Origin of the sequence: Sphaerisporangium rhizosphaerae, assembly GCF_042665155.1 — a bacterium.
GTDB classification, from domain to species: Bacteria; Actinomycetota; Actinomycetes; order Streptosporangiales; family Streptosporangiaceae; genus Sphaerisporangium; species Sphaerisporangium rhizosphaerae.
On the sequence record NZ_JBHTCG010000015.1, the window covers coordinates 1 to 12,699 of the forward strand.

General features: G+C 73.7%; 10 protein-coding genes. 7 read left to right on the top strand and 3 right to left on the bottom strand.

Going from position 1 to position 12,699, the window contains the following annotated elements:
• Positions 1 to 90: 90 nt before the first annotated feature.
• The 4 genes from ACFQSB_RS22090 (at position 91) to ACFQSB_RS22110 (ending at position 5,299) form a co-directional block, all read left to right on the top strand.
• A complete protein-coding gene (locus ACFQSB_RS22090; RefSeq protein ID WP_380828778.1) occupies positions 91 to 1,182 on the top strand; it encodes a hypothetical protein in 1,092 nt (363 codons plus the stop codon).
• A gap of 15 nt (positions 1,183 to 1,197) precedes the next feature.
• A complete protein-coding gene (locus ACFQSB_RS22095) occupies positions 1,198 to 2,619 on the top strand; it encodes a class II fumarate hydratase (protein WP_380828779.1) in 1,422 nt (473 codons plus the stop codon).
• 221 nt (positions 2,620 to 2,840) lie between these two features.
• Complete coding sequence (locus ACFQSB_RS22100; protein WP_380828780.1) at positions 2,841 to 3,956, top strand: winged helix DNA-binding domain-containing protein; 1,116 nt, start codon at positions 2,841 to 2,843, stop codon at positions 3,954 to 3,956.
• A gap of 470 nt (positions 3,957 to 4,426) precedes the next feature.
• Entirely contained in the window at positions 4,427 to 5,299 is an 873-nt protein-coding gene (locus ACFQSB_RS22110; RefSeq protein WP_380828781.1) for a helix-turn-helix transcriptional regulator, read from the top strand.
• Here the strand turns inward: ACFQSB_RS22110 and ACFQSB_RS22115 are convergent.
• Both ACFQSB_RS22115 and ACFQSB_RS22120 read right to left on the bottom strand, forming a co-directional pair.
• Positions 5,272 to 7,272 carry a glycosyltransferase family 2 protein gene (locus ACFQSB_RS22115; RefSeq protein WP_380828783.1) on the bottom strand — a complete coding sequence of 667 codons (2,001 nt, stop codon included), beginning with the start codon at positions 7,270 to 7,272 and terminating at the stop codon, positions 5,272 to 5,274. The genes ACFQSB_RS22110 and ACFQSB_RS22115 overlap by 28 nt on opposite strands.
• A gap of 225 nt (positions 7,273 to 7,497) precedes the next feature.
• A complete protein-coding gene (locus tag ACFQSB_RS22120; RefSeq protein WP_380828784.1) occupies positions 7,498 to 8,217 on the bottom strand; it encodes an aggregation-promoting factor C-terminal-like domain-containing protein in 720 nt (239 codons plus the stop codon).
• A gap of 412 nt (positions 8,218 to 8,629) precedes the next feature.
• Here ACFQSB_RS22120 and ACFQSB_RS22125 point away from each other — a divergent pair, with 412 nt between their 5' ends.
• Genes ACFQSB_RS22125 through ACFQSB_RS22135 form a run of 3 tightly spaced genes read left to right on the top strand, consistent with a single transcriptional unit; the run spans position 8,630 to position 11,291 of the window.
• Positions 8,630 to 9,304 carry a response regulator gene (locus ACFQSB_RS22125; protein ID WP_380828786.1) on the top strand — a complete coding sequence of 225 codons (675 nt, stop codon included), beginning with the start codon at positions 8,630 to 8,632 and terminating at the stop codon, positions 9,302 to 9,304.
• On the top strand, positions 9,301 to 10,740 hold the full coding sequence (locus ACFQSB_RS22130) for a sensor histidine kinase (RefSeq protein WP_380828787.1): 1,440 nt from the start codon (positions 9,301 to 9,303) through the stop codon (positions 10,738 to 10,740). The genes ACFQSB_RS22125 and ACFQSB_RS22130 overlap by 4 nt, the downstream gene beginning before the upstream one ends.
• Entirely contained in the window at positions 10,737 to 11,291 is a 555-nt protein-coding gene (locus ACFQSB_RS22135) for a hypothetical protein (RefSeq protein WP_354840105.1), read from the top strand. The genes ACFQSB_RS22130 and ACFQSB_RS22135 overlap by 4 nt, the downstream gene beginning before the upstream one ends.
• A 45-nt stretch (positions 11,292 to 11,336) precedes the next feature.
• Here the strand turns inward: ACFQSB_RS22135 and ACFQSB_RS22140 are convergent, their stop codons facing one another.
• Positions 11,337 to 12,605: a PhoH family protein gene (locus tag ACFQSB_RS22140; protein WP_354840629.1), complete on the bottom strand. Its 1,269-nt coding sequence runs from the start codon at positions 12,603 to 12,605 to the stop codon at positions 11,337 to 11,339.
• Positions 12,606 to 12,699: the final 94 nt, after the last annotated feature.

Consider the following 12,699-nt stretch of genomic DNA (forward strand, 5'->3'; position numbering starts at 1 on the left):
CGCTTGCCGCCCGCCTCGCGGGCGCCGGGCGCCCGTCCCGGGCCGGGAGCGTACGCACCCGGCGAACCGGCGGCGCCGTACTCGGCCGGCATGGGCGCACCGGACGGCGCGGGCGGCCTCGGTGGCCCCGCCTGGCCAGGCGGTCCGGGCGGTCCGGGCCTCATGGGCGGACCGGGCGGGATGGGCGGACCGGGCGGGACCGGTGTGCCCGGCGGGACCGGTGTGCCGGGCGGCTCCCATCCGCCGACCGGGCCGGGCGGGGCGTGGAGCGGGGACGGGGACGTCGCGACCCCGCCCAGCGGCCTCGGCACCGATCTGTTCTCCTTCCAGGGCACCGCGCCGCCCAGGGGCAGCAGCCCCGTCGGGATGATCGTCCTGGTGGTCGTCGCCCTGCTCGGCCTGGCCACCATCGTCATGCTCGTCGCCTCGGCGGTCTCCGGCGGCGGTTCGCCGTCGCGCCCCGGCGGCGCGAAGGAGCCCGCCGGAGCCGGTTCCGTCCAGGCGCCCGCCACCGCCGTCGATGCCCGTGCGAGCACGACGCTCGGTCCAGGAGGCGGCGCCGACCTCGGCGCCCGGGACGGCGCCTCCCCGGCCGCGGCGGACGGCACGACTCCCGGGACGGGTGACAGCGCGTCCCCGGGGACGGCGGGCGGCGCGACTCCCGGGGCGGCGGAGGAGGTGTCGTCGGCCGTCGGGGAGGGCGCCGCACCGGAGCCGGGGATGCGCCGCTACATGGACAGGTCCGGCTTCGCCATCGACGTGCCGGCCCCCCTGCGGGCGGTGGCCAAGGGCTCCGGAGTCGCCTTCGCCGCCCCCGGGGACGCGCGCGCGGTCCGCGTCGCCCGGTCGGCGGACGGCTCCGCCGACGTGCTGAACTCCGCCAAGGCCGCCCAAGCCCGGGCGCTCGCGGCCGGCACCTACCCCGGGTACGCGCTCATCCGCCTGGCCGCGACCCGTCCCGCGCCGTACACGGGGACGGACGTGGCCGACTGGGAGTTCCGCTACACCTCGGCCACGGGCTCGACGCGCGTGCTGTCGCGCTGGGTGTCGGTGCCGGGCGGCTCGCTGTACGCGATCTCCTGGTCGGCGCCCGACGCGCGCTGGCAGGCACAGCACGCCCAGCGCGACGCCGTGCTCTCTTCGTTCCGGCCGGCCCGCGAGGACACGCCCGGGGGTTCGTAGAGCAAGACTGGGGTCATGGAGGATTTCCGGATCGAACATGACTCGATGGGCGAAGTGCGCGTCCCGGCCGCGGCCAAGTGGCGGGCGCAGACGCAACGGGCGGTGGAGAACTTCCCGATATCCGGGCGCGGCCTCGAGCCCGCCCACATCGCGGCGCTCGGGCTGATCAAGGCCGTGGCCGCCGAGGTGAACGGCGAGCTGGGCGTCCTCACGCCCGAGATGGCCGAGGCCATCTCCGAGGCGGCCACCGACGTCGCCGAGGGCGAGTGGAACGACGAGTTCCCGATCGACGTCTTCCAGACCGGGTCGGGCACCTCGTCCAACATGAACGCCAACGAGGTGATCGCCACCCTCGCCGAGAAGCGCCTGGGCCGGCCGGTGCACCCCAACGACCACGTCAACGCCTCGCAGTCGTCCAACGACGTGTTCCCCTCGTCCATCCACGTGGCGGCGACGGTGGACGTGGTCTACGAGCTGATGCCCGCGCTGGACCACCTGGCCGTCGCGTTGCGCCAGAAGGCCGAGGTGTTCGGCACGACGGTGAAGGCCGGGCGCACCCACCTGATGGACGCCACGCCCGTGACGCTCGGCCAGGAGTTCGGCGGGTACGCGACGCAGATCGAGAACGGCATCGCGCGGCTGCGGGCGACGCTTCCGCGCGTCGCCGAACTGCCCCTGGGCGGGACGGCGGTCGGGACGGGCATCAACACCCCGCCCGGCTTCGCCGCCAAGGTGATCGAGAAGCTGCGGGAGGCCACGGAGCTGCCGTTCACCGAGGCGCGCGACCACTTCGAGGCGCAGGGCGCCCGTGACGCCCTTGTCGAGCTGTCCGGGCAGCTCAAGGTGATCGCGGTGTCCCTCACCAAGATCGCCAATGACCTGCGCTGGATGGGCTCGGGGCCGAGGGCGGGGCTGGGCGAGGTGAACCTGCCGGACCTCCAGCCGGGCTCGTCGATCATGCCAGGCAAGGTCAACCCGGTGATCCCCGAGGCGGCGTGCATGGTGGCGGCCCAGGTCATCGGCAACGACACCGCCGTGACCATCGCCGGGGCCTCGGGCAACTTCGAGCTCAACGTGATGATGCCGGTGATCGCGCGCAACGTGCTGGAGTCCACGCGGCTGCTGGCCAGCGTGTCCCGACTGCTCGCCGACCGCTGCGTCCACCGGCTCACCGCCAACCCCGAGCGGCTTCGCGAGTACGCCGAGTCCTCGCCGTCCATCGTCACCCCGCTCAACCGCCACCTGGGGTACGAGGAGGCGGCGAGCATCGCCAAGCAGTCGCTCAAGGAGCGCAGGACCATCCGTGAGGTCGTGATCGAACGCGGCCACGTGGCCTCGGGCAAGCTGACCGAGGAGGCCCTCGACGCCGCCCTCGACGTCCTGGCCATGACCCGCCCGCCCCGGCCCACCACCCCCGAGGACCCCGGCCCGTCCTGACCCGCGAACCGCTCAAGGCGCCGTACCGTCGTGACCGCGAACCGGGCGGCCGTACCTTCGCGACCAGCGAGCATCCCGGGGCGCTGTCCGGTTCCCGGGGATCCATCCCGCCGGAGGGTCCCGGGTTTGTCGGTGGGGGTGGTTAGGGTGCGGGGTGTGGACGGGCGGCAGGGGCCGGCCGGCCGCGTCGCCGGGGAGGCGGCGGCACGAGGAGGTCGGTCATGACGGTGCTGGACATCAGGGCGCTCAACCGCGCCACGCTCGAACGGCAGCTCCTGCTGCGCCGGGCCTCCCTGACCGCGCTGGAGGCCGTCGAGCGCCTGGTCGGCATGCAGGCCCAGGCGCCGTTCCCGCCGTACACCGGGCTGTGGACCCGCCTTTCCGGCTTCCAGCCCGACGAGCTGTCCAAGCTGCTCATCGACCGCGGCGTCGTGCGCCTCGCGCTCATGCGCAGCACGGTCCACCTGGTCAGCGCCGCCGACTGCCTGGCCCTGCGCCCGGTGCTCCAGCCCATGCTCGAACGCACCCTGCGCGCGGCCCACGCCGGGCAGCTCGCCGCTCTCGACGTCGAGGAGGTCGTCGCCTTCGGCCGCGCCCTGGTCGAGGAGCGGCCGCGCGACACCGGCGAGCTGGGCCGCCTGCTCATGGAGCGGTGGCCGGGCCTCGACCGCCAGGCGCTGCTCAACATCGTCCGCACCTACCTGCCGCTCGTGCAGGTGCCGCCCCGCGCCGTCTGGGGCAAGAGCGGCCGGCCGACGGTCACCACGGCCGAGTCCTGGCTCGGCCGGCCGATGGCGTCGTCGGCGGCTCCCGACGCGATGGTCCTGCGCTACCTTTCGGCCTTCGGGCCGGCGACGGTGGCCGACGTGCAGAAGTGGTCGGGCCTGACCCGCCTGCAGGAGGTCGTCGAACGGCTGGGGCCCGCCCTGCGGGTGTTCCGCGACGAGCGCGGGGCCACGCTGTACGACCTGCCGGACGCCCCCCGCCCCGATCCCGGGGTCCCCGCGCCGGTGCGGTTCCTGCCCGAGTTCGACAACCTGCTGCTGTCCTACGCCGACGGCTCCCGGGTCGTGGCGGCCGAGCACCGTCCCGCGCTGTTCACCGTCAACGGCATCATCCGGGCGAGCGTCCTGGTCGACGGCGTGGCACGGGCCTCCTGGAAGATCACCGAGTCCAGGGCCGGCAAGGGCGCGAGGGGCATGGCCCGGCTGGTGATCCAACCGTTCACCCGGCTGTCCGCCGGCGAGGTCTCCGCCGTCCAGGACGAGGGCGCCCGACTGCTCGCCTTCTCCGCCCCCGACGCCCCGCACGAGATCGAACTCGCCCCGCCCCCATGACCGCCCAGGCCGTGGGGCCCCCGCGCCCCCGGCCCTGCCGTCTGCTCGGGCGGCGGCAAGTCGGCGGTGTCGATGTGGGTGACGCCGAGCCTTACGGCCTCGCGCAGCACCGCCACGGCCTGGTCGCGGTCCTTCGGCGGGCCGAACACCCCGGGTCCGGCCAGCTGCATCGCGCCGTAGCCCATCCGGCTCAGTGTGAGGTCCTCGGCGAGGGTCAGGCTGCCGCCGGGAGTCGTGGTGGTCATGATGTCGTCTTCTTTCCTCGGGTCTCCTCGGAACCGCCGCCACGCGGGGCGCGGTCGGGCCCGGCCCGGGTGGGCGGGGGGCGGGCCGACGGGCGGGGCGTCGCCGGAGAGGCGGCGGCCCACGGCACGAGTCTGGGTGACGACTCGGGAGTCAGAGGATGCCGCGCGGTTCCTGGGACTCGCAGGGACAGCCTAATTTCGTCCAGGGCTCGTAGGATTTGTACCGTGGACAGCAAGAACGCGCTCGGCGAGTACCTCCGTGCGCGTCGTGAACTGGTGCGTCCCGAGGACGTCGGCCTGGTGCCCGGCGGTCGCCGGCGGGTGCCCGGCCTGCGGCGCGAAGAGCTCGCCCTTCTCTCCGGGATCAGCTCCGACTACTACCTGCGCCTGGAGCAGGGCAGAGATCAGTGTCCCTCCGCCCAGGTGGTGGACGCCCTCGCCTCGGCGCTGCGGCTCGACGCGGACGGTGCCGCCTACCTGCACGAGCTGGCGCGGCCCCGCAAGCGACGCGCCCCCCGCACCCCTCCTGAGCGGGTGCCCGCGGGCGTCGCCATGCTGCTCGGCTCCCTGACCATGCCGGCGTTCGTGCAGGGCAGGTACATGGACGTGCTGGCCGCCAACCCGATCGCCCAGGCGCTCTCGCCGAACTTCCGGCCGGGCGTCAACGTGTTGCGGGCGCTCTTCCTCGACCCGTCCGACCGCGAGCTGCACCAGGACTGGGAGCGGGCGACGAAGGCCGTCGTGGCCGGGCTGCGCGCGAGCGCCGGCCCCGACGCGGCCGGTGATCCGCGACTGGAGTCGCTGGTGGGCGAGCTGTCGCTGCGCAGTGAGCGCTTCCGCAAGCTGTGGGCGCGGCACGACGTCGAGCGCCGGGCCGGCGGCACGAGTCACATGCTGCATCCGCTGGTGGGCACGCTGCACCTGCGGCGCGAGAAGCTGGCGCTCAACGGCGTGGACGGCCAGCTCCTGGTGGTCTACCACGCCGAGCCGGGGTCGGAGTCCGCCCAGGCGCTGGCGCTGCTCGGCTCCTACGCCGCCACCACAGAAGCCGGCGACCCCGGTTCGCCGCTCTACTCCTCCGGGGCGGAGGGCAGGTAGCGCTGCTGGACGGCGTGGGCCATGCGGAGCAGGTACCTGCCGCCGGGCAGGCGCGTGAGGGTCCTTGCCAGCGACGAGCGCTTCGGGAGCAGCCTTCCGGGTTCCGCGCCGGCCTCGACGCGCACCCGGCCTCCTCTGGCCATCTCCAGGACGAACCGCAGGTCGGCCTCCTTGCCGTCGACGCGCAGGCGCGGCGCCCACACCCCCGGCCCGATGTGCCCTTCGCCCGCGAACCGGCGCGTGGCGACCTTGGCGACGAGCTGCCCCGGGTAGCGTCCGGGCACTCCGGGCTCGACCAGCGCCGGCACGCTGACGACGCGCCCGCGGTTGACCAGGTGGCGCAGCACCAGTTCGGCCGGCGGGCCGCCGCTCGGCGGGACGTACGGGACCGGCAGGACGACGAAGACGCTCCCGTCCCGGTGGGTGACCGCGGCCGCCGGCGAGACGAGCACGATCGACTCGGCGAAGGATTTGGGCTCGACGCAGACGCTGAGCTCGCGCTGCTCCGACCAGCAGGGGATGACCAGCCTGCTCGGCCGCCCGGCCAGGACGCCGACGCAGCTGAGCTGGGCGCCGCGGTGCCCGGCGACCCGGGTGCGGGCATGGTTGGCGCCGGTGTGCATGCGGACGTGCACCTCCCACTCGCCGGGGCGCAGCGGGCGGCCGAGCGCGGCGGTGCCCACCTCCATCCGGGCCCGTCCGACGGCCCACAGGCGCACCCGGTCGCCCTCCTGGGACCGGCACATCTCGCCGGACACCGGCAGGAAGAAGATCAGCCCGTGGTCGGCGTGGCGGACGTAGACCTCCATGCGGGCCCGTTCCACCGACTCGGTGACGTCGGCCAGCCGCGGCGGGAGGGTGAACCCGTCCAGCGGCGGCGTCCACAGCAGCCGGTCGCCGTCCGCGCGGAAGGCGATGGGCGTCCCCTCGGCGTCGACGATCTCCACGGCCAGGTCGAGCAGCAGGACGTCGTCGTCCCAGCGCACCTCGCGTAGCTCGGCGCGCAGGGAGATGCCCCTGGAAGCCTCGCTGAGGGCCACCAGGCGCCTGAGTTCACCACTTCTGAGCAGAACCGCCCGCGCGCGCAGATGGACCGGCAGACCGGCGTCCAGCGCCTCGGGGAAGCGTTCGCGGGTCAGGTCGCGCAGCGCGGCGAACAACGCCGAGCGCTGGTCGGGCCGCGCGGACAGCAGCCGGCGTCCGCCGAGCGGGCGCAGCACGGCCGTGCGGAACAGGTGGGCGTACAGGCGCTCGCGCTGCTCCCCCGGGTCGCTGTGGGCGTCGGCGACGGCCAGGACCGCGCGGACGCCCTCGACGAGCGCCGCCGGGTCGGCCGGGCGCTCGGGCTCGGCGCCCAGGTGGCAGCAGACCTGGTCGGCGAGGATGGTGATGACCTTGGCGGTGAGGTAGGCCGCGAGGACGAACGCCTGCTCCGACAGCTCCGGGTCGACGTCGGCGAAGCGGATCTCGCGGGTGTCCAGGAAGCTCCTGCGGAACAGCTTGTGCGCCGTCGGCAGGGCGAGCAGGCGGTCGCGCAGCACGTCGGCGCGTTCGCGGTTGCGGGAGAAGGCCCGCGGCGGCGGGTTGTCGCCCTGGACGAGCCGGCCGATCAGCACGTCGGCGTCGGTCTCGGCGGCCATGCGGTACATGGCCTCCAGCGCCACCCGCTCGAGGCGGTCGCGCTGGCCGAGCAGGTAGACGTACTCGCCGCGCGCCACGGCCAGTCCGACGTTGCGCCCGCGCACGGGCGAGCCGGTGTGTTCGAGGTGCAGCACCCGGACGTTGGGCCGCACGGCGGCGACGGCGTCGAGGCGCTCGCGCGTGCCGTCGTCCGACCTGTCGTCCGCGAAGATCACTTCGTACTCGTCCGACGGCATCGTCTGCTCCAGCAGCGAACGCACGCACGCGTCGAACGCGTCATCGTCCGGGCCTGGCTCCGCTACCGGCACCACCACGCTGACCTTCACACCCATGCGGCCAGCGTGCCGCCGCGCGTCGCCCGCGCGCCCCCAGGCTTGCCGAAACCTCGAACAACCCTGACTAAGAGTTCGCGCGGATCATGACCGGCGCGCCGGGCGTGGCGCCCGGCCGCGGGCGGGACCGGCTCGGCGGACGGACCGCGGGGCGGCCGGCCGGTATCGGATCGGCTCGACGGACGGGAGTGGATCGGTCGCGGCGGACGGACCACCGCGAGGCGATCAGTACCAGCCGGTGGCCTGGGAGTGCGCCCAAGCGCCGCAGGGGGTCTTGTAGCGGGCGGCGATGTAGCCCAGGCCCCACTTGATCTGGGTGGCGGCGTTGACCTGCCAGTCGCCGCCGGCGCTGGCCATCTTGCTGCCGGGCAGCGCCTGGGGGATGCCGTAGGCGCCGCTGCTGCGGTTCATGGCCCGCTCGTTCCAGTGGCTCTCGCGGTCCCAGAGCTTCTCCAGGCAGCCCCACTCGCCGGCCCAGCCGCGCGCGGCGGCCAGTTCCTGGCCGAGCGCCTTGTTGCTGCCGGGGTTGGGCTGGGAACCGGGCGGGAAGGCGTGCGCGGCGAAGCCGCCACCGCCGGGCGCGGACTTGACGATCTTCACCGAGTCCCACTTGGGCGCCGACTTGTTGCGGGCGGCCTTGATGTCGCGCTCGCGCTGCGCCTGGGCGGCGACGGCCTTGAGGGCGTCGGCCTCGGCGTCCGGCGCGAAGGGGTCGGACATGCGGGTGAGCTCGTTCAGGCTGAGCGGGGTCGCGGGGGTGGCGGCGTTCTCGCGCATCGTCTGCACGGTGAAGACGCCGAGCGCGGCGACCACGGCGAAGGAGAGGCCGATGACCACGACGCGCTTCGGGGTGAACCATGACTTGCGCGCGGGCCGCTGTTCGACACGGCCACGTGGCGGCGCGGCGTCGTCGTCGCCGTCCCGCCTGCTTCGCCTGTCTCTCACCTGCTGACCTGAGCTCACGGCCTATGAGCTTGCCGTGAGTTGGGGGGTGGTCCGCAACCCAAACGTAAAAGTTATTTGACGGTTACGTGGCTAACCGGCGAGTAACGTGCGGTTTCCCCGGCCGATGTGATTTTCGTCACACGGTGCCCCCGACTGCCCCCGGCTGCCGCCGGCCCGCCCTCCAGACCCCCGATCCGGAGGGCGGCGGGGCGATCGTCCGCCCCGGAGGCGCGTCCGCGCGGGCGGACCGGATGCCCGGCCCGCACCGTGCCCGCCCTCGGCGCGCGGGCGCGTGAGACGGGACGGCCGCGGACGCCTTCAGCGTGACGGCTTACTGTCGGGTTCCCATGCGGGCCATGTCACAGTTCTGTGACACCTAAGGAGGTGACGGGGTTTCGGCCATAATGTGCGGATGGCCGGCATCCTCCTCGTCGAAGACGACCCCTCGGTCCGGACGGGCCTCGAGCTGGCCCTGACCCGCCAGGGGCACTCCGTGACCGCGTACGCGACCGGCGAGGAAGCCCTGGACCATGTGCGCGCCCGCAGACCCGAGATCGTGATCCTCGACGTCATGCTGCCGGGCATCGACGGGGTCGAGGTGTGCCGCCGCATCCGCAGGCTGGACTCCCTGCCCATCATCCTGCTCACGGCGCGCGGGGACGACCTGGACGTGGTCGTCGGGCTGGAGGCCGGCGCCGACGACTACGTCGTCAAGCCGGTGGAGCCGCGGGTGCTGGACGCCCGCATCCGGGCGGTGCTGCGCCGCCTGGAGTCGGCCTCCGCCGACCGCATCAGCTTCGGCGACCTGGTGGTGGACCGGGGGGCGCTCAAGGTGACCCTGGCGGGACGCGAGGTCCACCTCACCCCCACCGAGCTGCGGTTGCTGCTGGAGCTCGTGCGGCACCCCGGGCAGGTGCTCAACCGCCGCTACCTGCTGCGCGCGGTCTGGGACCACAACCACGTCGCCGACTCCCGGCTGGTGGACGCCTGCGTCCAGCGCATCCGCGCGAAGATCGAGCCCGTTCCCGCCGAACCCGTCTACATCCACACGGTGCGCGGTTTCGGCTACCGGTTCAGCCCGCCGTGAGTCTCGGCCTGCGGCGTCCCACCGGGCTGCGCGGCCGGCTGGTCATCACCTTCGTCCTGGTCGCGGTGACCGCCTCCGCCCTGGTGGCGGGGATCGGCTACCAGCTCGTCCGCCGGGCGCTGCTGGACCGCGCCGAGACCGGCGCCGTCGTGGACGTCCGCGACGTCCTGCAGCGCATCGCGCTGCCGCTCGGCACCAGTGACCTGCTGTGGCCCACCGACGCGGTGGTGACCGACAGCGACCTGACCAACCTGGCCGAGTCCCTCGGCGGGCCGGACCGTCAGGTGATCCTCAAGTACGGCGAGCAGGAACGGCTGAGCACCGGCACGACGTTCGGGCTGGACGACGTCCCGGCGGAGCTGCGCCACCAGGCCGCCGAGCGCATGGTCCGCCAGCGGCTGCTGATCAAGGACGACCCGTGGCTGCTGATCGGCACCCAGGTGCACCGGCGGACCCGCACCGGCGCGGTGCGCCCCACCGGCATGACGATCTACGTGTTCGTGTCGCTGAAGGAGGAGGAGGGCGTCCTGGCGCGGCTGCGCACCGCGCTCGGCCAGGCGTCGGGGATCACGCTGGCGGTCGCGCTCACCGTCGCGCTGGTGTCCGCCCGCAGCGTCCTGCGGCCGGTGCGCAGGCTGGGCGACGCGGCCCGCGCCCTGGGCGCCGGACACCTGGACACCCGCCTGCCCGTGCACGGCCGCGACGAGCTGGCCGGGCTCACCGCGACGTTCAACGACGCCGCAGGCGCCCTGGAGCAGACGGTGTCCGAACTGCGCGCCCTGGAGGCCATGTCCCGGCGGTTCGTCGCCGACGTCTCCCACGAGCTGCGCACGCCCCTGACCGCGATGACCGCCGTGACCGACATGCTCACCGAGGAGGCCGCGAACCTGCCGCCCGACGCGGGCAAGGCCGTGGACCTGGTGGTCCGCGAGATCAACCGGCTCAGGGTGCTGGTGGAGCACCTGATCGAGGCCAGCCGGTTCGACTCGGGCGCGGCCGTGCTGACCAGGGAGAACGTCGACGTCGGCATGGCGCTCGCCGACTGCCTGGAGATCAGGGGCTGGACCGGGCGGGTGCGCCTGGACGTGCCGCGCGGCCTGTCGTTCTCGCTGGACCCCCGGCGGTTCGACGTGATCGTGGCCAACCTGATGGGCAACGCCCTGCTCCACGGCGCTCCTCCGGTGAGCGTCGCCGCGCGCGTGCTGCGCAGCGGCCTCGAGGTGAAGGTGCGCGACCGGGGCAAGGGCATCCCGCGTCAGGACCTCCCGCACGTCTTCGACCGCTTCTACAAGGTGGGCGCGGGTCGGGCGCGCAGCGAGGGCAGCGGGCTGGGCCTGGCCATCGCCAAGGCCAACGCCGAGCTGCACGGCGGGACGATCAGGGTGGAGCTGTGCGACCCGGGCACGCAGTTCACGGTCTGGATCCCCTCCTCATGAGAGTGCGCCGGAGGATCGCGGCGGCGGCGCTCGGTGCGCTGCTGGCCGGGACGGCGGCCTGCGGGGTGGACCCGACGGGGGTGGTCGACGCCGGCCCGGCCCCGGTGATCAGCGCCAAGGGCGCGATCGCGAACGTCTACCTGCTGCGGGACGGGCGGCTGGCCGCCAAGCAGGTGTCCACGGCCTCCAACGCGGCCGAGGACGTGATCAGGGCGCTGTTCGAGGTGAGCAAGCGGTCCGGGGACGGCCTGGGGTCGGCGCTGTCGTCCTTCACGGTCGAGCAGAGCGTGCTCGGCCGGTACGGGGTGGACAGCGGCGTGCGCAACGACCCGGAGAACCCGGTGGGCCTGCGGCTGCACGTGATCGTCAACGGGCCCGGCCGGCTCGGCAGGACGGCGATGGCCCAGATCACCTGCACCGCGCGGCTGCGCGAGGAGATCTGGGCCGTGAAGATCACCCAGACGACGCCCAAGGGGCCGCTGGCGCTGGGCGAGCACACCTGCCGCGAGTACCACGACCTGGCCGCGCCCGGCGTCAACCTGCCCCCGTGACCGCCCGCCGGCGAACCGCGGGCGGGCGGAGACGGGCGGGCGGCGTCAGGGGGTGATGTCCTCCAGCATCTCGGTCACCAGCGCGGCGATCGGGGAGCGCTCGGAGCGGGTGAGCGTGACGTGCGCGAACAGCGGGTGGCCCTTGAGCTTCTCGACCACGGCGACCACGCCGTCGTGCCGGCCGACCCTGAGGTTGTCGCGCTGGGCGATGTCGTGGGTGAGCACGACCCGCGAGTTGGCGCCGATGCGCGACAGCACGGTCAGCAGGACGCCGCGCTCCAGCGACTGCGCCTCGTCCACGATCACGAACGCGTCGTGCAGGGACCGGCCGCGGATGTGGGTGAGCGGCAGGACCTCCAGCATGCCCCGGTCGAGGACCTCCTCGATGACCTCGGGCGTGGTCACGGCGCCGAGCGTGTCGTACACCGCCTGGGCCCACGGGCCCATCTTCTCGTTCTCGGAGCCGGGCAGGTAGCCGAGCTCCTGGCCGCCGACCGCGTACAGGGGGCGGAAGACGATGACCTTGCGGTGCTGGCGGCGCTCGAGGACCGCCTCCAGGCCCGCGCACAGCGCGAGGGCGGACTTGCCCGTGCCGGCGCGGCCGCCGAGGGAGACGATGCCCACCTCGGGGTCCATGAGCAGGTCCAGGGCGATGCGCTGCTCCGCGGAGCGGCCGTGCAGGCCGAACACCTCGCGGTCGCCGCGCACGAGCCGCACCGACTTGTCGGGCTGCACGCGCCCGAGCGCCGAGCCCCTGCTGGACAGCAGCCGCAGGCCGGTGTGGGTCGGCAGCTCGCGCGCCTCCTCCAGCTCGGCGGTGCCGTGCTCGAACAGCGTCTCGACGTCATCGGTGGTGACCTGGAGCTCGGCCATGCCGGTCCAGCCGGACTCGACCACCAGGTCGGCGCGGTACTCCTCGGCGGACAGGCCGATGGAGGCCGCCTTGACCCGCATCGGCAGGTCCTTGGACACCAGCACCACGTCGTGGCCCTCGGCGGCGAGGGATCGGGCGACGGTCAGGATGCGGGTGTCGTTGTCGCCGAGCCGGAAACCGGCCGGCAGGATCGCGGGGTCGCTGTGGTTCAGTTCGACTCTGATCGTGCCCTCGCCTATCGGCATGGGCTCGTCCAGCCGGCCGTACCGCACACGAAGATCGTCGAGGAAGCGCAACGCCTTGCGGGCGAAGTAACCGAGCTCGGGGTGGTGGCGCTTGGCCTCCAGCTCGGTGATCACGACGATCGGAAGGACGACTTCGTGCTCGGCGAAGCGGCTCATCGCCGCAGGGTCGGCCAGCAGGACAGAGGTGTCCACTATGTACGTGCGCCTCGATGGCGTGAGGCTACTGGAGGTAGTGGACGGGTTGCTCGAGGACACTGCCACGCGTTCTCCCCCGGGCGCCAGGAGTCAG